At 63.6% G+C, this 19829-nt stretch carries 20 protein-coding genes; 17 read left to right on the forward strand and 3 right to left on the reverse strand.

Annotation, left to right across the window (positions count from 1 at the left end):
* Positions 1-26 precede the first annotated feature (26 nt).
* Positions 27-632 carry a TetR/AcrR family transcriptional regulator gene (locus ABIC03_RS23150; protein ID WP_354061345.1) on the reverse strand — a complete coding sequence of 202 codons (606 nt, stop codon included), beginning with the start codon at positions 630-632 and terminating at the stop codon, positions 27-29.
* 102 nt (positions 633-734) lie between these two features.
* Between ABIC03_RS23150 and ABIC03_RS23155 the strand changes: the two genes are divergently transcribed.
* The 6 genes from ABIC03_RS23155 to ABIC03_RS23180 all read left to right on the forward strand — a co-directional run bounded on the left by ABIC03_RS23155 (position 735) and on the right by ABIC03_RS23180 (position 4869).
* The gene (locus tag ABIC03_RS23155) at positions 735-1430 is read left to right on the forward strand and encodes a PspA/IM30 family protein (RefSeq protein ID WP_354061347.1); all 696 of its coding nucleotides are present in this window, start codon (positions 735-737) and stop codon (positions 1428-1430) included.
* A 36-nt stretch (positions 1431-1466) separates the two neighbouring features.
* Positions 1467-1742: a YiaA/YiaB family inner membrane protein gene (locus ABIC03_RS23160; protein ID WP_007615098.1), complete on the forward strand. Its 276-nt coding sequence runs from the start codon at positions 1467-1469 to the stop codon at positions 1740-1742.
* A 227-nt stretch (positions 1743-1969) separates the two neighbouring features.
* The gene (locus ABIC03_RS23165) at positions 1970-3034 is read left to right on the forward strand and encodes an amidohydrolase family protein (protein WP_354061349.1); all 1065 of its coding nucleotides are present in this window, start codon (positions 1970-1972) and stop codon (positions 3032-3034) included.
* A 15-nt stretch (positions 3035-3049) separates the two neighbouring features.
* Positions 3050-4162, forward strand: coding sequence for an amidohydrolase family protein (locus ABIC03_RS23170; protein WP_354061351.1), 1113 nt, complete (start codon positions 3050-3052; stop codon positions 4160-4162).
* A 15-nt stretch (positions 4163-4177) separates the two neighbouring features.
* Positions 4178-4591, forward strand: coding sequence for a Rieske (2Fe-2S) protein (locus ABIC03_RS23175; protein ID WP_354061353.1), 414 nt, complete (start codon positions 4178-4180; stop codon positions 4589-4591).
* Between the two features lie 71 nt (positions 4592-4662).
* Positions 4663-4869 (forward strand): hypothetical protein, encoded by a 207-nt coding sequence (locus ABIC03_RS23180; protein ID WP_007615092.1) that lies wholly within the window; start codon positions 4663-4665, stop codon positions 4867-4869.
* A gap of 41 nt (positions 4870-4910) precedes the next feature.
* Here ABIC03_RS23180 and ABIC03_RS23185 read toward each other — a convergent pair whose 3' ends face one another.
* On the reverse strand, positions 4911-5756 hold the full coding sequence (locus ABIC03_RS23185; RefSeq protein ID WP_354061355.1) for an SDR family NAD(P)-dependent oxidoreductase: 846 nt from the start codon (positions 5754-5756) through the stop codon (positions 4911-4913).
* A gap of 195 nt (positions 5757-5951) precedes the next feature.
* Between ABIC03_RS23185 and ABIC03_RS23190 the strand changes: the two genes are divergently transcribed.
* The 5 genes from ABIC03_RS23190 to ABIC03_RS23210 all read left to right on the forward strand — a co-directional run bounded on the left by ABIC03_RS23190 (position 5952) and on the right by ABIC03_RS23210 (position 12233).
* Positions 5952-7448 carry an aldehyde dehydrogenase family protein gene (locus ABIC03_RS23190; protein WP_354061357.1) on the forward strand — a complete coding sequence of 499 codons (1497 nt, stop codon included), beginning with the start codon at positions 5952-5954 and terminating at the stop codon, positions 7446-7448.
* A 204-nt stretch (positions 7449-7652) separates the two neighbouring features.
* Entirely contained in the window at positions 7653-8516 is an 864-nt protein-coding gene (locus tag ABIC03_RS23195; RefSeq protein WP_354061359.1) for an outer membrane protein, read from the forward strand.
* Between the two features lie 156 nt (positions 8517-8672).
* Entirely contained in the window at positions 8673-9800 is a 1128-nt protein-coding gene (locus tag ABIC03_RS23200) for an alkene reductase (RefSeq protein ID WP_354061361.1), read from the forward strand.
* Between the two features lie 162 nt (positions 9801-9962).
* On the forward strand, positions 9963-10466 hold the full coding sequence (locus tag ABIC03_RS23205) for a GFA family protein (RefSeq protein WP_354061363.1): 504 nt from the start codon (positions 9963-9965) through the stop codon (positions 10464-10466).
* A gap of 105 nt (positions 10467-10571) precedes the next feature.
* On the forward strand, positions 10572-12233 hold the full coding sequence (locus tag ABIC03_RS23210) for a thiamine pyrophosphate-binding protein (RefSeq protein ID WP_354061365.1): 1662 nt from the start codon (positions 10572-10574) through the stop codon (positions 12231-12233).
* Positions 12234-12424: 191 nt separating this feature from the next.
* Here ABIC03_RS23210 and ABIC03_RS23215 read toward each other — a convergent pair whose 3' ends face one another.
* Positions 12425-13804 carry an LLM class flavin-dependent oxidoreductase gene (locus ABIC03_RS23215; RefSeq protein ID WP_354061367.1) on the reverse strand — a complete coding sequence of 460 codons (1380 nt, stop codon included), beginning with the start codon at positions 13802-13804 and terminating at the stop codon, positions 12425-12427.
* Between the two features lie 239 nt (positions 13805-14043).
* On the opposite strand from ABIC03_RS23215, the gene ABIC03_RS23220 reads away from it, so the two are divergent.
* The 6 genes from ABIC03_RS23220 to ABIC03_RS23245 all read left to right on the forward strand — a co-directional run bounded on the left by ABIC03_RS23220 (position 14044) and on the right by ABIC03_RS23245 (position 19811).
* Entirely contained in the window at positions 14044-15441 is a 1398-nt protein-coding gene (locus tag ABIC03_RS23220) for a M20 family metallopeptidase (protein ID WP_354061369.1), read from the forward strand.
* Between the two features lie 99 nt (positions 15442-15540).
* The gene (locus ABIC03_RS23225; protein ID WP_275171048.1) at positions 15541-16452 is read left to right on the forward strand and encodes an amino acid ABC transporter substrate-binding protein; all 912 of its coding nucleotides are present in this window, start codon (positions 15541-15543) and stop codon (positions 16450-16452) included.
* 128 nt (positions 16453-16580) lie between these two features.
* Positions 16581-17312 (forward strand): amino acid ABC transporter permease, encoded by a 732-nt coding sequence (locus ABIC03_RS23230; protein ID WP_354061372.1) that lies wholly within the window; start codon positions 16581-16583, stop codon positions 17310-17312.
* Between the two features lie 4 nt (positions 17313-17316).
* Entirely contained in the window at positions 17317-18009 is a 693-nt protein-coding gene (locus tag ABIC03_RS23235; protein WP_275171050.1) for an amino acid ABC transporter permease, read from the forward strand.
* A gap of 8 nt (positions 18010-18017) precedes the next feature.
* Positions 18018-18749, forward strand: a complete 732-nt coding sequence (locus ABIC03_RS23240; protein ID WP_275171051.1) for an amino acid ABC transporter ATP-binding protein — start codon at positions 18018-18020, stop codon at positions 18747-18749.
* Between the two features lie 201 nt (positions 18750-18950).
* Positions 18951-19811: a D-amino-acid transaminase gene (locus ABIC03_RS23245; RefSeq protein ID WP_275171052.1), complete on the forward strand. Its 861-nt coding sequence runs from the start codon at positions 18951-18953 to the stop codon at positions 19809-19811.
* The last annotated feature ends 18 nt before the right edge of the window (positions 19812-19829 follow it).

A 19829-nucleotide genomic window follows, 5' to 3' on the forward strand; every position in this document is an offset into this window, starting at 1 on the left:
CGACAGTTGAGCTGTGCTCTCCGCCTCTACGCCGCCCGCGCGATCAGCCCGTCAATCATCGCGCGCACCAGGCCCGCGATTTCCTTCCGGAGCGCCGGTAGCGGTACCGCGACCAGCTTCTGCTCCAGTCCCAGCGCCACCATGCCATGCACCGCCGAGAACAGGCTGCGCGCGGTGATGCCGAGCTCCTCCCGACTGCGTTGTGGAAACAGCGCGGCCAGCGGCTGGTAGACGTGGCGGAACAGCTGGAGCTGGTCGTCGATGGACCAGTCGGGGAGGGGCTTGTCGGGGTCCATGCGGTGCTCGAACAGCGCGCGCCACAGTTCGAGATTTTCCGCGGCGAAATCGCAATAGGCGAGGGCGATGCGGACCAGAGTCGCCTGCGGCGACGGCTCGCCGCTTTCCACCGCGCTCAGGGCCTGGTCGAGCCGATGCAAGGTGCGCGAGCCCACGCGCAGGATCAGCTCGTCCACATCGGCGACGAGATTGTAGACGGCGCCGTTGGCGCAGCCGATCTCGCGGGCGAGATCGCGGGTTTTCAGGCCCGCCAATCCCCTGTCGGCGATCATTCGTTCCGCTGCCAGGATCAGATCGGATCGAAGTTTCTCTCGGCGTTCCAATGCCTTAGTCATCTGCGACCAAATTTCTGAGCGTTGCTCAAATATTTATTGAACGATGTTCAAGTTTGATGCTACAAACCATCTGTGAGCAACGCTCATAATAGGGAGCTTCAGATGTTCAAGACCGTAGTGACACTCTTCCGCGGCAGCGTGGCCGCCGCCGGCGAAGAACTGGAAGACCGGACGGCCCTTCTGATCCTCGATCAACAGATGCGCGACGCCGCAGCCGCCGTCGAGCGCGGCAAACGGACCCTGGCGCTCGCGATCGCACAGGACCAGCAAGAAGGTCGCAAGCTCGAGGCGACTGTCGCCCGCATCGCCGATCTCGAGACCCGCGCCGTGGCGGCGCTCGACGGCGGCCGCGAGGATCTCGCCAACGATGCCGCCGAAGCCATCGCGGGCCTGGAGGCCGATCGCGACGCGGCGCTGACGGCACGCGCGCTGTTCGCAACCGAGATCGCCCGGCTGAAGCGGCACGTCGCAAGCGCGCAAGCCCGCATCACCGAACTCGACCGCGGCCGCCGCGTCGCCCGTGCCTCGGAAGCGGTGCGCTCGCTTCGCCGCAGCGGCATCGAGGCGGCACGCCCCTACGAATCCACGCTGCCGGAGGCGGAGGGCACTTTGAGGCGTCTTCGTGAGCGGCAGATGGAAGCCCAGGCCGCCGACGACGCGCTGGTCGAGCTCGATGCAGCCACCGGTCCGCTCGCCACCGCCGAAAAACTCGCCGAGCAGGGTTTTGGCCCCCGGCTCAAGACGACCGCGGACGACGTGCTGGCGCGGTTGAAGTCCAAGCGCACGCCGACTGCCTGATCCCAACCCAATCATTCGAACCAACAGGAGACCATCATGAACCAGAATGGCCAGCCCCACAGCGGCGCCTGGGTGACTTTCACTTACGTGTCCTTCGCAGCCTCCGCCTTCCTCATCGCCATCGGCATCTTCTTCCTGCCGATCGACCTCTGGATGAAGGGTTATCTCACCATGGGCATCGTCATGCTGATCCAGACTTGCATCACCCTGACCAAAACGGTTCGCGACAACCATGAAAGCAGCCGGATGGTGAACCGCATCGAGGATGCCAAGGCGGAACGTCTGCTGATGGAAGTCTCGAAGGCGGCTTGAGAAGCATAGGCAATACGCAAGAAAGCAGCGGAGCAATTCGCTCCGCTGCATTGGCGCTGGAACACATTCCGCCAACTTTATATCGCGCTTGCGAAATGCAACCGAGCCATGACGGATCGCGCGGGTGTGCGCTCTTGCGCAACCGCACGGGCAGGGGCAGTCTTCACAGGCGGCGCACAAGAACGCCGCCAATAAGATGTGATTACAAGATCTCGGCGAGGAACCTCATGGCAGCGATGCGGATCGACTGCGACATCCACCCGGCGGTCGGTGGCACGCGCACGACGCTACTGCCGTACCTCAGCGATCACTGGAAAGAGCAGGTCGTGAGCCGAGCCATCGACGGGCTCGATCTCACCTCCTATCCGCCCGGCATGCCGCTCACCGGCCGCGCCGACTGGCGTCCGGCGAATGGCGCCAAGCCTGGTTCCGATCTTGCGATGGTGCAGAAGGGCGCATTCGGGCAGTTGGGTGCCAGCCACGCGATTCTCAACGTGCTCTATGGTGCGCAGGCCGTGTTTGACCCCTACATGGCGGCCGACTTCTGCAAGGCGATCAACGACTGGATCGCCACTGAGTGGCTGTCGCGCGATCCGCGCTTGCGTGCCTCGATTGTGGTGCCGATGCAGGACCCGGATCTGGCGGTCGAGGAGATCGAGCGCCGCGCGGGCGATCACCGCTTCGTCTCGATCCTCGTGCTGGCGCAGGGCGAGACGCTGCTGGGACGGCGGCATTTCTGGCCGGTCTATCGACTCGCCGAGAAATACAAGCTGCCGCTCGCGATCCACGCCGGCACGCAATATCGGCAGGCGCCGAGCTCGGCCGGCTGGCCGTCGCACCGCTACGAATATTACTTCGTCGAGGCGCAGGCGTTTCAGGCGCAGATCTTGAGCCTGATTTATGAGGGCGTGTTCGGCAAGTTTCCGAACCTCAAGGTCGTGCTGATGGAATCCGGCGTGAGCTGGCTGCCGGCCTTCATGTGGCGCGCCAACAAGACCTGGCGGGGGGTGCGCGTCGAGGTGCCCTGGGTCGAGCGCGAGCCGGCAGCGATCATTCGCGAGAATTTCCGCGTCACCATGCAGCCGTTCGATGCGCCGGGCGACGCCAAAAGCGTCGAGGACATCATCGACCAGATCGGCTCCGAAAAGATGTTCCTGTTCGCGTCCGACTATCCGCACTGGCAGTTCGACGGCGACGATCCGATCCCGCCGAACCTGCCGAACAGCATCATCTCGAAGATGTGCGTCGACAACCCGCTGGAGACGTTTCCGCGGCTGTCGCTCGCCAACTGACTTTGGAGGTTTCGCATGAGTGAGGTCATCGACCGCCCGCTGCGGGAAGACGAGAAGCCCGCCGCTTCGCGTTTGCGCATCGTCGATTGCGACGTCCATCCGAGCCTGCATTCGTCCGACGATCTCAACGAGTTCCTGCCGAAGCGCTGGCAGCAGCATCTGAAGGAATATGGCAGCCATCTGCGCACGCCCTATCTGTTCACCACGCCCTATCCGCGCTCCTCGCCGCTGATCGCGCGGCGAGATGCCTGGCCGCCGACGGGCGGGCCGCCCGGCTCGGATCTCGCTTTCATGCAGAAGCAGCATCTCGATCCGCTCGACGTCGAGTTCGGGATCTTGCAGGTGCTCGATCTCTTCATCTTCTCGCAGCAGAACCTTGAATTCGGCGCCGCGATCCAGCGCGCCATCAACGACTGGCAACTGGCGTTCTGGTCGCATCGCGACCCGCGCCTGAAGGCTTCGATCCTGGTCGGTCAGGATGGTGTTGATCTCGCCATTGCCGAGATCGAACGCTGCGCGAAAATCGGCGAATACGTCCAGATCAACGTCTCGCCGCGCGCCAACGAGCCGCTGGGTCGTCGCCGCTACTGGCCGATCTACGAGCGTGCCCAAGAACTGGGTCTGCCGCTCGGCATCCATGTCGGCGGCTATGGCGGGCATGCGCCGACCGGTGGCGGCTGGCCGTCCTATTATGTCGAGGAGCACCAGTCCAACGCGCACACTATTGCGGCACAGCTTGCCAGTCTCGTGATCGAAGGCGTGCCGGAGCGCTTTCCAAAATTGAAGTTCGTCTTCATCGAGGGCGGCTTCGGCTGGATCCCGTCCGCGGTGTGGCGGATGGACCAGCATTTTGAGCGCTTCCGCAGCGAGGTGCCCCATCTCAAGCGCAAACCGTCGGAATACGTCCGCGAGCATTTCTGGTTCACGACGCAACCGATCGACGAGCCTGACGAAGCCCGGCACCTGCGCTCGCTGATCGAATGGGTCGGAATCGATCGTCTCTTGTTTTCGTCGGACTATCCGCACTGGGATTTCGACGATCCGCGCTTTGCCTTCAAGACGCCGCTGACAGAAGCCGAGCGAAAGAAGATCTTCAGCACCAATGCCCGCGCCGTCTACAAGTTCTGAGAAGGTCTCCACGGTATGGCCCGTCACATCGTCGCGTCCGCCTCGGAGATCCCGCCTGGTGGCAACAAGGTCGTCGATGTCGACGGCCGCGACATTGTCGTGTTCCACGTCAATGGCGAGTTCTTCGCGCTGCTGAACCGCTGCCCGCATGAAGGCGCGCCGCTGGAGAAAGCGGCCTGCGTGGCGCGGCTGACCTCGCCCGAGCCCGGCATTTATCAACGCTCGCGCGTCGGCGAGATGCTGCGCTGTCCTTGGCATGGCTGGGAGTTCGACATGCGCAACGGCCAATCCTGGTTCGATCCGAAGCGCGTCAAGATAAGGTCATATCCGGTCGCTGTGGAGCGCGGCGAGGAACTCCGGAAAGGGCCGTATGTTGCCGAGACGTTTCCGGTGCATGTCGAGGACAGCTACGTGATTGTGGAGGTCTGAGCAGCCGTTTCGGATTGTGATTTCGCCGCAGGTGGGATAAGCCTCGCCCGCATTTATGGCGGAGACGAGCTTTGTCGAAACAATCCCTGCGTGAGGAGGCCGAGCGCCTGATCCGCGAATCGATGGAAAAGAAAACCGTCGTCGTCAAGCAGGGCGATACCCGCATCGAGGCCGTCTGCGGTAAATGCGGCGCCCCGAACCGGGTGCAGGCGCCAAAGGGCCAGACCCGCATCAAGTTCGCCTGCAAGAATTGCGGGCACCAGCAAGAGACGCTGTAGGTTTCTTCACCCTCTCCCGCAAGGGGAGAAGGAAAAAACGCCTACTCCCCCTTCACGAACCTCGCGAATGCATCCGCATGGTTCGGATGCCAGCGTGACAGCGGCGGGCGGTTCTCGACGATGTCGCCGGCGGCCCACAGCATGCGCTTTTCGTCGAGCGCGCGCGCGACGTCGTTGTCGGGGCACAGGATGTAGAAATCGCCGGCCTCCAGCCGCGCCATCATGAAGTCCACGGTCTGCTCGGCCGTCCAGGCGCCGGCCGGTTTCTCCGTCCGGCCCTTCGCGGTAAGGCCCGTAAAGACGAAGCCTGGAATCAGCAGATGCGCGGTGATGCGGCAACCCGCAGTGTTGCGCAGCTCGTGCTGGAGCGCTTCGGTAAAAGCCTTCACGCCGGCCTTGGAGACGTTGTAGGCGGGATCGCCGGGCGGGGTGGTGATGCCCTGCTTCGAGCCAGTGTTAATGATGAGGCCGGCCCTGCCGCGCGCGATCATGTTGGGAGCGAAGATGCGCGAGCCGTTGATGATGCCCCACATGTTGACGCCGATGATGCGCTGCCAATTGTCGGGTTCGCCGAACAGCGTGCTGCCGGGCTGGATACCCGCATTGTTCATGAGGATGTCGGTGCCACCGAAGCGCTCGCGCACGGCGCGCTCCAGTTCCGTCACGCTCTCGGCCTTGCTGACGTCAATCGCGAAGGTCATCACATGTGTGGCGGACGTCAGGGATGAGAGTCTTGTTGCGGCTTCCGCCAGCCGCGCCTGATCCAAATCGGCGATACACACCTTCATGCCGTCGCGTGCGAAGGCCAAAGCGGCGGCGAATCCGATGCCGGAGGCGCCGCCGGTGATCACGGCAACATTGTCTTTGACGATCGCGGGGTGCGGCATGGTTCGTCTCCGGGGGAGGGGCTCGGTCGTGCTATAACACGACACTCGCGCGACCCTGCACAAGTCGGCATGGGAGGTCTTCGTTCCGGGCCGACTTTACGCCTCTCCTTTACGCCTGTCTGGCATCGCAGTATTCTATCGACCTATCGATCCCGCCCAGATCGAACCAATCAATCATTGACAGGGAGTTCAGCCATGGCTGTGTCGCAGGCTATTCCGATCACGCGCCATCCATTCGCCAACGGGTCCTACAAGCAGATGCTGATCGACGGGAAATGGGTCGATGCTGCCTCCGGCAAGCGCTTCGAGACCCACAACCCCGCCACCGGCGAACTGCTCGCAACCGTTGCCGAGGGCGACAAGGAAGACATCGACCGTGCAGTCGCTGCCGCCCGCCGCGCCTTCGAAGGGCCGTGGAGCAAGGTCAAGCCCTTCGAGCGGCAGAACCTGCTCCTGAAGCTTGCCGACCTCGTCGAGAAAAATTTCGACGAATTGTCGCAGCTCGACACGCTCGACATGGGCGCGCCGCTCAGCCGTACCCGCGCCTATCGCCTGCGCGCCGTCGGCATGCTGCGCTACTATGCCGGCCAGACCACCGCGATCCACGGCGAGACCATCGAGAACTCGCTGCCCGGCGAAATCTTTTCCTACACGCTGAAGGAGCCGATCGGCGTCGTCGGCGCCATCATTCCCTGGAATGGACCGCTGACTGCGACGATCTGGAAGATCGGTCCGGCGATCGCGACCGGCTGCACCGTCGTGCTCAAGCCCGCCGAAGAGGCGCCGCTGACCTCGCTGCGCATCGCCGAGCTCGCGATGGAAGCGGGCGTGCCGCCCGGCGTCATCAACGTCGTACCTGGCTATGGCGAGACCGCGGGTGCGGCGCTTGCCTTGCACCACGACGTCGACAAGGTTGCCTTCACCGGCTCGCATGTCACCGGTCAGTCGATCATCCGCGCCTCGGCCGGCAACCTCAAGCGTGTCTCGCTCGAACTCGGCGGCAAGTCGCCGGACATCGTGTTCGCGGATGCCGATCTCGATGCGGCCGTGCCGGGCGCCGCCATGGCGGTGTTCGCCAATTCGGGGCAAATCTGCAGCGCCGGCACGCGGCTGTTCGTCGAGCAGTCGATCTACGAGGAATTCGTCGGACGCGTTGCCGAGTTCGGCAAGAAGCTGCAGGTCGGCAACGGTCTCGATCCCAACACCCAGATCGGACCGCTGGTATCCGAGCAGCAGCTCGAGCGCGTCACCAGCTATCTCGATATCGGCCAAAAGGAAGGCGCGCGGGCGCTCGCCGGCGGTGGCCGCGTCACCGAAGGCGCGCTGTCAAAGGGCTTCTTCGTGTCGCCGACAGTGTTCGCGGGCGTTCAGGACAATATGCGGATCGCGCAGGAGGAGATTTTTGGTCCGGTCATCTCCGCGATCGCGTTCAAGGACATGGACGAACTGGTCAAGCGCGCCAACGCCACCACGTTCGGTCTCGGCTCGGGCCTGTGGACGCGGGACGTCAGCAAGGCGCATGCGGTCGCGAAGCGCCTGCGTGCCGGCTCGGTGTGGGTGAACTGCTACCAAGCGATGGACCCGGCCGTCCCCTTCGGCGGCTACAAGATGAGCGGCTACGGCCGCGAATCCGGCAAGCAGCACGTCGAGGAATATCTCAACGTGAAGGCGGTGTGGATCAAGACGGCCTAACGCGCCATCGCGTCCGGACTTCAGCGATCGGTCCTGCTTGCGGCGACGACAGAGCGCTTGCAGCGACCTGAGGTTGTTGCCCGGACGCTACATGCGATTTTGAAAGCGCGCGTCGTCCGCGCTTTTGCAAGACTTGCTATCCCATTCCGAACGTTGGCCGGTTAGTTCTGGTCACCGTCAATCTTCGGAATTGGAATATCGATAATGCTTCGCTTTGCTCCGATCGTGTTTGTGGCTTTGGGCGTCGCCTCGGCGCAGCCCGCGCTCGCGGCCGATATGACCGCACGCGCGCCGGCATACAAGACCTCGCCACTGCCCGTCGCCTACAACTGGTCGGGCTTCTACGCCGGCGTGAATGTCGGGTATGGGTGGGGCGATGGTGCGAACGATCTCGCGCCGCATGATCCGGTCTTCACCGCGGGCGTGCTCGACGTCGCACTGGCGGGCAGCCTTGTCCCGGCTTCGCTGGCAACAAACGCGCGTGGCGTGATGGGCGGCTTGCAGGCCGGCTACAATGTGCAGACGGGCTCGTTGGTGTGGGGCGTCGAAGCCGATATCGCGGCGGCCGACATCAAGGGTAGCTCAACGGTGACCCGAACCTTGCCGGTCTTCCCGACGATCATGACCACGCAAGATCAGAAGGTCGACTGGTTGGGGACCGTGCGCGCCCGGATCGGTGCCGCCGTTATGCCCGACTTGATGCTGTACGCGACCGGCGGTCTTGCCTATGGGCACGTCAAGGCGTCGACGTCGATCGTGGATCCCACGGGTGCGAGCGGCACGCCCTGCCTCAATGTGATCTGTAGCGCAGGCGCGGTGGAAAGCTGGCGCGTGGGCTGGACGGTCGGCGGCGGTGGCGAGTACCATTTTGCGTCGAACTGGAGCATCAAGCTCGAATATCTCTACTACGATCTCGGCAGCGAGAAATACACGATCTTCAATCCGCTGTTCCCGTTCACGCCCGGCCCGGCGCGCGGCTTTGACTCAACCGCGAATTTCTCGGGCCACATCGCGCGTGTCGGTTTGAACTACAAGTTCGGCGCAGGCGCGGTCGTTGCAAAATACTGACCTGCAATTCTGAACAGACAACAAGCCCCGGGCTCGGCCCGGGGCTTTTTTATTCCCCGCCTCTTTTGGCTGGCCAGCCATTCCCCCATGCAGCTTCCGAGCTGCGAGCCTTTCTCTTATGATCCTCGTCCTCTCATCGATCATTTTGGGGCCGGAATGAAATTCGAGGCTTTGTTTCAACCGTTGCAGGTCGGTCCGTACGAGCTCGCGCATCGCGTCGCGATGGCGCCGTTGACGCGCATGCGGGCCGAGCGCGAGAGCTTTTCGCCGCGGCCGCTCAACGCCGAATATTATGGTCAACGCGCCACCCAGGGCGGCCTGCTCATCGCCGAGGCCTCGCCCGTGCTCTCGCACGGCCGCGGTAATCCGGCGACGCCCGGCATCTATTCGGAGACGCAGATCGCGGGCTGGCGCAAGGTGGTCGACGCCGTGCACGCCAAGGGCGGCATCATCTTTCTCCAGCTCTGGCATGTGGGCCGCGTCTCGCATTCCTCCTTCCACGGTGGGGATCTGCCGGTCTCGGCCTCGGCGATCCCGATCAGGGTCGAAGGCATGAAGGCAATGACCGCCGACGGCAAGATCTCCGACTATGAGACGCCGCGCGCGCTGGAGACGGACGAGGTCAAGGGAATCGTCGAGGCGTTCAGGCAGGGCGCGAAGAACGCGCTCGCCGCCGGCTTCGACGGCGTCGAGATCCACGGTGCCAACGGCTATCTGCTCGAGCAATTCCTGCAATCACGCAGCAACCAGCGCACCGATCAATATGGCGGTTCGATCGAAAACCGCGCGCGGCTTCTGCTCGAAGTGACCCAGGCCGCGATCGACGTCTGGGGCGCGAGCCGCGTCGGCGTGCGGCTGTCGCCCCACGGCATTGCCAATGATTCCGGCGAGCCAGATCCGATGCCGCTCTACACGCACGTGGTGAAAGCGCTCGACGAACTCGGCCTTGCCTATCTGCATTTCATCGAACCGCGCTCCAGCGGCTCGGGGCGCGCCGAAGTCAACTGGCAGAACGTGCCGTCGGCAATGCTGCTGTTCCGCCCGCTCTACAGCGGCGTGCTGATGACCGCCGGCGGGTTTACGGGCGAGACGGCGAACGCCGCGATCGCGGAGGGGCATGCCGACATCATCGCTTTCGGCCGCATCTTCATCTCCAACCCCGATCTGCCGCGCCGCCTGCAGCACGACTACCCACTGACGCCGTATAACCGTGCGACGTTCTACGGCGGCGAGGAGAAGGGGTATACGGATTATCCGGTGCATGACGAGCCGACGCCTGCATGAGCGTTCTCGTCTGTCATTCCGGGGCGATGCGAAGCATCGAGCCCGGAATCCATTCCGCCTTCAGGTACGCCGTGCGATGGATTCCGGGCTCGCGACTTCGTCGCGCCCCGGAATGACAATCATGTATTGTCGTGGTCACGACGACAATTCAGGGAATTCACCATGGCCAAAGCCGCAGCCGCCGCAGGAGTCGCAACGGGCCAATGCCTCTGCGGCAAGGTCACCTTCGAGATCGACGTCCCCGCACGCTGGGCCTGGCACGATCACTCCGCCGCCAGCCGTCGCGCCCACGGCGCTGCCTATGCGACCTATGTCGGAAGCTGGAAGAAACGGTTTCGCATCACCGCAGGCAAGACGGCGCTGACCCGCTACGAGGATAAGGCAACGAAGACCGCACGCAGCTTCTGCGCGCATTGCGGCACGCCGATCGCATATGAGCGCCCGCGCGGGCCGCATATGGTCAACATCCCCCGTGCGCTGTTTAGGGAACGCACCGGCCGCCAGCCGCTCTATCACATCGCGATCGAGGAGCTGCAGGAATGGACCTATACCGGCGAGCCGCTGGTGCCGCTGAAAGGCTTTCCTGGTGTGGTCTGGCAACGCTCGAAAAAGAAGAAGCGTACGGGTGGCGAGGACCCGTTCGAGCTGGGGCGCGAGGAAATGTAACGCCTCGCGTACGCAACGCAGCCATGACCGTGCTTCCTTGGCGCCTCCCACGATTTCGGCCATCATGCGCCCGTCCTTGCGGCAACGTCCGCCTCTGGAGGAAACATGAAGAACAAGATCACCGGCCGCTCCGCCTTTCTCGCGCTGCTCAAGGACGAGGGCATCACGCATCTGTTCGGCAATCCCGGCACCACCGAGTTGCCGATCATGCATGCGCTGAAGGACCACCCTGATCTCACCTATGTGATGGCGATGCAGGAGAGCCTGGTGGTGGCGATCGCGGATGGCTACAGCCGCGCCTCCGGAAAGCTCGTCGCCTGCAACGTCCATGTCGCGCCCGGCCTCGGCAACGCGATGGGCTCGCTCTACAACGCCCAGTTCACGGGTACGCCGATGATCCTGACAGCGGGCCAGCAGGAGCAGGGCCACGGCCTGATGGAGCCGGTGCTCAACGGCCCGCTGGTGCGCATGGCCGAGCCGCTGGTGAAATGGGCGGTCGAGGTGACGCGGCTCGAGGATCTGCCGCGCATCGTGCGCCGCGCCGCAAAAGTCGCGACCACGCCGCCGACCGGGCCGGTGTTCATTTCGTTGCCCGGCGACATCCTCAACAGCGAGGCCGGCATTGATCTCGGCCGCTCCACCCGCATCGACGCTCGCACAAGGCCATCGGATGAGGCACTCAAGGCGTTGGCCGCGCGGCTGCTCAAGGCCGAGGGTCCCGTGATCGTCACCATGGACGAGGTGGTGAAGAGCGATGCGCTGAATGAGGCCGCCGAACTCGCCGAGCTTTTGGGCGCGGCCGCGTACCAATCCTCGACGCCCTATGGCTCGCACTTCCTCTCGGAGAGCCCGAGCTTCGTCGGCACGCTGGCACGGGTTCAGAAAGTCGCGCGCGACACGCTTGCGCCGTACGACCTCTTGATCGCGCTCGGCGGCGATCCCCTGCGGATGTCGGTCTACAGCGAGGTCGATGCGCTGCCGGAGGGCCTTGGCATCGTGCAGATCGGTCTCGGCGATTGGGAGATCGCCAAGAACTACGGTGCCGAGATCGCGCTGAAGGCGGATTTGAAGGAAACGCTGCGCGCGCTGATCCCGGTGTTGAAGGAGATGGGCGGCGCGGCCCTGGCGCAACGTGCGAGGCAACGTCTCGCCGAGCTCGCGCCGAAGAACTGGACCGCAAGGCGTACCGCGCTGGTCGAGCAAATCGGCAAAGCCGCCGACCGCAGCCCCATCGATCCGGACTGGCTGGTGCTGCAGATGGTCGAGGCCATGCCCGCCAATGCCATCCTCGTCGACGAAGGCCTCACCTCAAGCCGCCAGATCACGGCGCTGCGTGCGCACCGCGACCGCTTCGGCTATCACGGCCTTGCCTCCGGCGGCATCGGCTGGGGCCTGCCGGCCTCCGTCGGCGCGAGCATCGCCAATCCCGATCGTCCCGTGGTCTGCTTCTCCGGCGACGGCAGCGCGATGTATTCGATCCAGTCGCTGTGGACGGCGGCGCATCACAAGCTGCCGCTCAATGTGGTCATTGCCAACAATGGCGGCTACCGCATCATCAAGCAGCGTCTGCTCGCCTTCCACGGCGACGACAATTACGTCGGCATGGATTTCGTCGATCCGCCGGTGGATTTCGTGGGCGTGGCGAAGGCGCTAGGATGCGAGGCGATCAAGGTCAGCGACCCCCGCGAGTTGAAGGCGACGCTGGCGTCGGCGTTTGGCCGGCCGGGGACGAAGCTGATCGAGGTGATGGTGGACGGGAAGGTGTAGGGCACGCTGTCTCCACATCGCCGTCCTGGCCTAGTGCGCAATTGCGCACGGGGGCCAGGACCCATACCGCGTGATTTATCGATCGCAGGTGGTGCCGGTCCCGAACAACCAGTCTTCGCCAAATTGCTCCCTGGGGTTATGGGTCCCGGCCTGCGCCGGGACGACACTGAGGGTGTGGCGCGATCTTCCGCCTACCCCTTCTTCCCCACCCGATACCCCGCTGCAGGATGCGGCGCACCTAGCCGCGCACGTCCCTCGCCGAACAGCTTCTCCCGCAACGTGCCCTGCGCGTACTCCGCCTTGTACCGCCCGCGCCGCGTCAGCTCCGGCACCAGCATGTCGGCGATGTCCTCGAAATCGCCGGGTGAGATCGCGAACGCGACGTTGAGGCCGTCGACGTCGGTCGCCTCGAACCACGCCTCGATCTTGTCCGCGACCGTCTCCGGCGTGCCGACCACGACGGGACCGGCGCCGCCGACGCCGACATGCTCGATGACGTCGCGCACGGTCCAGACGCGGTCGGGATCTGCGCGGGTGACGTTGTCGAGTGCGCTGCGGCCGGCGTCGTTCTGGACATGACGCACCTGCTGATCGAGCTCGTAACCGGAGAAGTCGATGCCGGTCCATCCCGACATCAGGGCCAGCGCGCCTTCCGGGCTGATGTGGCGGCGATAGTCGGCATATTTTTCGTTCGCCTCGGCCTCTGTCCGCCCGAGGATGATCGTCATCATCGAGAACATCAGGATTTCCGCCGGATTGCGGCCGAACGCGGCGGCCTCCTGACGGATCGCCGACACGCGCGGCGCGATCACCTTGGCCGATGGCCCCGACATGAACACGCATTCGGCGTGCTGTGCCGCGAACTTCCGTCCGCGCGGCGAGGTGCCGGCCTGGTACAGCACGGGCGTCCGCTGCGGCGACGGTTCGCTGAGATGAATGGTGTTGTTGATGCGCCAGTTCGCGCCCTCATGGTTGACGCGATGGACTTTTGTGGGATCAGTGAAGATGCCGCGCTTGCGGTCGCGCAGCACGGCGTCGTCCTCCCAGCTCCCTTCCCAGAGTTTGTAGACGACCTCCATATATTCGTCCGCGATTTCGTAGCGGTCGTCGTGCCCGATCTGCTTGTCCTTGCCGGCGCCGCGCGCGGCGCTGTCGAGATAGCCCGTGACGACATTCCAGCCGATACGTCCCTCGGTGAGATGATCGAGCGTCGACATCCGCCGCGCGAACGGATAGGGCGGCTCGAAGGAGAGATTGCTGGTGACGCCGAAGCCGAGATTCTTCGTCACCGCCGCCATGGCCGACAGCAGCAGCAGCGGATCGTTCGAGGGCGACTGGGCTGCATTGCGCAAGGCTGCGTCAGGACTGTTGCCGTAGACGTCATAGACGCCGAGCACGTCGGCCAGGAACAATCCGTCGAAACGGCCGCGCTCCAGCGTTTTGGCAAGATCGATCCAGTAGGGCAGGCGGTTATATTCGGCAGTGCGGTCGCGCGGATGGGTCCACAGGCCCGGCGACTGGTGCGCGACGCAATTCATCGCAAATGCATTGAGCCTGATCTGCTTGGCCATGATGGTCCCCGGCGCCCTGTACCGGGCACTCTTCGAATGATAGAGCTGCGCCCGAACTTGGCGAAGTTCTTGCATATAGCGCGACGTTGGCAAGGCCAAAATCAGCGGCGCTGCCGCGCTTGGCAAGCCAATCTCAAGAGAGCAAGAACGAAATCCCAAGACTATCGAAGTCCCCGCCACTTTCGAAGGCCTGCCCGTATCGGGTATGCTCCTTCGTCTGACAACCTAAAAAGAAAATAATGACCAGAGCCGATGCCATCGCCCGCGCCCGTGACGATTTCAAATCCGGCGCGTTCCTCGCCGAACTCGACCGTCGCGTCGCCTACCGGACCGAGAGCCAGAATCCGAACCGGAGCGTCGAGCTGCGCGCCTATCTGGAACAGGAGATGGTGCCCGCTTTCGCCGCGCTCGATTTCGAAAGCCGCATGGTCGAATCTCCCAGCGGCAAGGCGCCGTTCCTGTTCGCCGAACACCACGAGAGCGAGACGGCCCCGACCGTGCTGATCTACGGCCATGGCGACGTCGTCGATGGCATGGAAGGCGAGTGGCGCGACGGCCGCGATCCCTGGCGCACCACGGTTTCGGGCACGCGTCTCTACGGTCGCGGCACGGCCGACAACAAGGGCCAGCACAGCATCAACATGGCCGCACTCCGCGCGGTGCGCGAGGCCCGCGGCGGCAAGCTCGGCTTCAACGCCAAGTTCATCCTCGAGATGGGCGAGGAGATCGGCTCGCCGGATCTCGGCAAGGTCTGCGATCTCAATCGCGATGCACTCAACGCCGATCTGTTCATGGCCTCCGACGGGCCGCGCCTGTCCGCCGACCGTCCGACCCTGTTCCTCGGCTGCCGTGGCGGCATCCGCATACATCTCGATGTGAACCTTCGCGACGGCGGCAATCACTCCGGCAATTGGGGCGGCGTGCTCGCCAACCCCGCGACCATTCTGGTCAACGCGATCTCGACGCTGGTCGACGGCCACGGCCGCCTTCAGCTGGATGCGTTGAAGCCGCCCCGGCTCACCAACCAGATCCGCAGCTATCTTGCGGACGTGCAGGTGGTGCCGACCGAGGACGAGCCGGCGTTGGCCGAGAACTGGGGCGAGGAGGGTCTTTCGGCGGCCGAGCGACTCTATGCCTGGAACACGCTCGAAGTGCTGGCTATGTCGTCGGGCAATATCGAGAAGCCGGCCAACGCCATTCCCGGCCACGCCAATGCCGTGCTGCAGCTGCGTTTCGTGGTCGGTACTGAGATCGATGGGCTGATCGAGGCGATCCGCGCGCATCTGGTGCAGAAGGGCTTTCCGATGGTCGAGGTGCGGGCGGCGCAGAGCTTTGCCGCCTCGCGCACGGATTTCGACAGCCCCTGGATCGCATGGGCGGCGGATTCGGTGCGTCAGACCACTGGCAGGGTCCCGGCGGTGCTGCCCAATTTCGGCGGCTCGTTGCCCAACGACGTGTTCTCCGAGATCCTGGGCCTGCCCACGATCTGGGTGCCGCACTCCTATCCCGGCTGCTCCCAGCATGCGCCCAATGAGCACATCCTGCTGCCATTGACCGAAGAGGCCTTGACGGTGATGGCCGGGCTGTTCTGGGATCTCGGGGAATTGCCGGGACCGCTAACACACCCGCTGGCCTGAGCCGTTAACCGGAGCCGCGATCCAGCCAAAAGTCACATTCTATTCCAACCCAATTTGTGCTTGCATCCCGCCGGCATCATCCTGAAAGGGGACCAAAAAGTGAAACATTTCCGTAGCATCGGCCTCGCGCTCGCCGCGACCTTCGCCGTCGGCCAGGCCGGGGCCCAGGAGCTGACCGGCACGCTCAAGAACATCAAGGACACCGGCGCCATTACGCTCGGCTTCCGCGACTCCTCTATCCCGTTCTCATATCTCGACGACAACCAGAAGCCCATCGGGTTCGCGATGGACATCTGCTACAAGATCGTCGACGCCGTGAAGAAGGAGCTCAAGCTCGACAAGCTCGAGGTCAAGCTCAACCCGGTGACCTCGGCGACGCGTATTCCGCTGATGGCGAACGGCACCATCGACCTCGAATGCGGTTCGACCACCAACAACGCCGAGCGCCAGAAGCAGGTCGCCTTCACCAACACCCATTACCTGACTGCCAGCCGCTACGTCTTCAAGAAGTCGAGCGGCCTGAAGTCGATCGACGATCTCAAGGGCAAGACGGTGGTCTCGACCGCCGGCACCACCAACATCAAGCAGCTCACCGAAGCCAATGTTGCGAAAAGCCTCGGCGCCAACATCATCCCGGCCAAGGACCACGCCGAATCCTTCCTGATGGTCGAGACCGACCGCGCCGTCGCCTTCGTGATGGACGACATCCTGCTCGCGAGCCTCGTGGCCGGCTCGAAGTCGCCCGACGACTATGTCATCTCCAAGGACGCGTTCTCCAAGCCTGAGCCCTACGGCATCATGCTGCGCAAGGACGACGCGCCGTTCAAGAAGGTGGTCGATGCGGCGACCGCCGCGCTCTACACCTCCGGCGAAGGCCAGAAGATCTACGAGAAGTGGTTCACCCAGAAGATTCCGCCGAAGGGGCTTAACCTCAACACCCCGATCTCGGCCGAGCTGAAGAACGAGTTCGCGAAACCTTCGGACTCGCCAAACCCGGACGACTATAAGTAAGCTGAGTTGTTCGCCTCTCCCCGCTTGCGGGGAGAGGCAGCATATTCCAGCCATTCTGGAGGGAGAGTGGCCGGACATTTGCATAGGCGCCAGGACATCCATGACTGGCGCGTTCGCGCGGGGGACACGTGAACTACCACTGGAACTGGGGAATTTTCTTCGAGCCGAACCCGATGGGGACCGGCACCTATCTCGACATGCTGTTGTCGGGCCTGGTGCTGACCCTCAAGACGGGTGCGCTCGCCTGGATCATCGCGCTGATCATGGGCTCGATCGTCGGCGTGATGCGCACGCTGCCGTCCAAGGGCGCGAACTGGTTCGGCTTTGCCTATGTCGAGTTCTTCCGCAATATGCCGCTGCTGGTGCAGCTCTTCCTGTGGTTTTTCGTGCTGCCGGAAGTGTTGCCAAGGTCCGCGGGATTGTGGTTGAAGCAGCTGCCGAATGCGCCGTTCTGGACGGCGGCGATCGGCATCGGGTTCTTCATGTCGGCGCGCGTCGCCGTGCAGTTGCAGGCCGGCATCGGATCGCTCCCGCGCGGGCAGAAGATGGCGGCGACCGCGCTCGGCCTGACGACCTTGCAGGCTTATCGCTACATCCTGCTGCCGATGGCGTTCCGCATCATCCTGCCGCCGCTGACGTCCGAGTTCCTCAACACCATCAAGAACACGGCTGTGGCCATCACCATCGGCTTGCTTGAGCTGACCGGACAGGCGCGCTCGATGCAGGAATTCTCGTTCCAGGTGTTCGAGGCCTTCACGGCCGCGACCCTTCTCTATCTCCTCGTCAACGCCGTCGTCGTGACCGCAATGCGCTTCCTCGAGCGCTACGTCGCGATCCCCGGCTACATCACGGGGAAATAGCGCCATGTTCAGCAATTTTGATTTCGGGGTCATCATCCGCACGCTGCCCTATCTATTCTATGAGGGCATGACGTTCACGCTGATGCTGACCGGGCTTGCTGCACTCGGCGGCCTTGTCTTCGGCACGGCGATCGCGCTGATGCGGCTGTCCGGCTACAAGGTGCTAGGCCGCATCGCGGGCGTCTATGTCGACTTCATGCGCTCGCTGCCGCTGGTGCTGGTGATCTTCTGGTTTTACTTCCTGGTGCCTTATATCGGGCAGTGGGTGACCGGCGCGTCGCGCCCGATCAGCGTCGGCGCGTTCGCATCCTCGCTCATCACCTTCATCATGTTCGAGGCCGCGTACTTTTCCGAGATCATGCGTGCCGGCATCCAGTCGATCTCGCGCGGCCAGCCGGCCGCAGCCAACGCGCTCGGCCTGACCTACGCCCAGACCATGCGCTACGTTGTGTTGCCGCAGGCCTTCCGCAACATGCTGCCGGTCCTGATCACGCAGACCATCGTGCTGTTCCAGGACACCTCACTGGTCTACGTGCTGTCGATCACCGATTTCCTCGGTGCGGCAAGCAAGGTTGCACAGCGCGACGGCCGTCTGGTCGAAATGTATCTGTTCGCAGCAATCGTCTACTTCACCATTTCCTGTGTCGCGTCCTTCGGCGTTCGCCGCCTGCAGGCGCGCATCGCCATCATTCGATAGAGTCTGTCATGATCGAGATCAGCCACGTCGACAAATGGTACAGCCCGAGCTTCCAGGTGCTGACCGACTGCACCACGAGCGTCTCCAAGGGCGAGGTGGTCGTGGTCTGCGGCCCGTCGGGATCAGGCAAGTCGACGCTGATCAAATGCGTCAATGCGCTGGAGCCGTTCCAGAAAGGCGACATCAGCGTCGATGGCACCAAGGTCAACGATCCCAAGACCAATCTGCCCAAGCTGCGCTCGCGTGTCGGCATGGTGTTTCAGCACTTCGAGCTGTTTCCGCATCTGAAGATCATCGACAATCTCTGCCTCGCACAGCAGAAGGTGCTCGACCGGTCGCGCGACAAGGCGATGGTGAAAGGCATGCAGCTGCTGGAGCGCGTCGGCCTGAAGGAACAGGCGCAAAAGTATCCCGCGAACCTGTCCGGTGGCCAGCAGCAGCGGGTGGCGATCGCTCGCGCGCTCGCAATGGACCCCATTGTCATGCTGTTCGACGAGCCGACCTCGGCGCTCGACCCTGAAATGGTGAGCGAGGTGCTCGACGTCATGGTGGACCTCGCCCATGAGGGCATGACCATGATGGTCGTCACCCACGAGATGGGCTTTGCCCGCAAGGTTGCCAACCGCGTGATCTTCATGGACCGCGGCGAGATCGTCGAGGACGCCCCGAAGGACGATTTCTTCGGCAAGCCCCGCAGCGACCGCGCGCAGAAATTCTTGTCGAAGATCCTGTCCCATTAACTCCGTCGTCATTCCGGGATGCGCCTTTTGGCGCGGGCCCGGAATCCAAATCCCAGACTGGTGGCTATGGATTCTCAGATGCGCAATTGCGCATCAAAGCTCGTCGCTTCGCGCCGCCCCGGAATGACGAATAGAGGGGTGATCGGCCGCGGCAACTGGCGTATAAGCGCACAAAATCCCTTTTCCCCCAGGAGACCTGCCTTGGATCCGATCGCCTATGTCAACGGCTCATTCGTCCCGCTTTCGGACGCCAAAATTTCGGTCCTCGATCGCGGCTTCCTGTTTGCCGACGGCATCTATGAGGTCTCGGCCGTGCTCGACGGCAAGCTGGTCGACAATGCCTCGCATCTGGCGCGGCTGGAGCGCTCGGTCGGCGAGATCCAGCTGAAGCTGCCCGAGACGGTCGAGCGTATCACCGAGCTCCAGAAGGAGCTGATCGCACGCAACAAGGTCGAGAACGGCCTCGTCTATCTCCAGGTCACCCGCGGCGCCGACAAGGGCCGCGACTTCGCTTTCCCCAAGGGCGACGTCAAGTCGAGCCTGGTGATGTTCACGTCGGAGAAGGACATCATCAACGCCGCCTCGGCCAAGACCGGTATCAACGTGATCACCGTGCCTGACATCCGCTGGGAGCGGCGTGACATCAAGAGCGTGGCATTGCTGGCGCAGGTGCTCGCGAAGCAGGCCGCAGCCGAAGCGGGTGCGGGCGAAGCCTGGATGCTGGAGGACGGCTACGTCACCGAAGGCGGCTCGTCCTCGGCGTTCATTCTCACCAAGGACGACGTCATCGTGACCCGCAAGAACTCCAACGCGATCCTGCCGGGCTGCACCCGCAAGGCGGTGGTGGCGCTGGCGGAAGAGCGTCAGCTCCGCCTCGAGGAGCGTTCCTTTACGGTCGCCGAGGCGCTCGCCGCCAAGGAAGCCTTTGCCACCTCGGCGTCGCTGTTCGTCCAGCCGGTGGTTGCGATCGACGGCAAGAAGGTCGGCGATGGCAAGCCCGGCCCGCTTGCCGCGCGGCTGCGCGAGATCTACGTGGAGTTCGCCAAGGCGACGGCGGTTTAAGCACACACCCGGTGTCCT

The sequence above is a fragment of the Bradyrhizobium sp. RT6a genome (assembly GCF_040547675.1).
GTDB lineage: Bacteria > Pseudomonadota > Alphaproteobacteria > Rhizobiales > Xanthobacteraceae > Bradyrhizobium.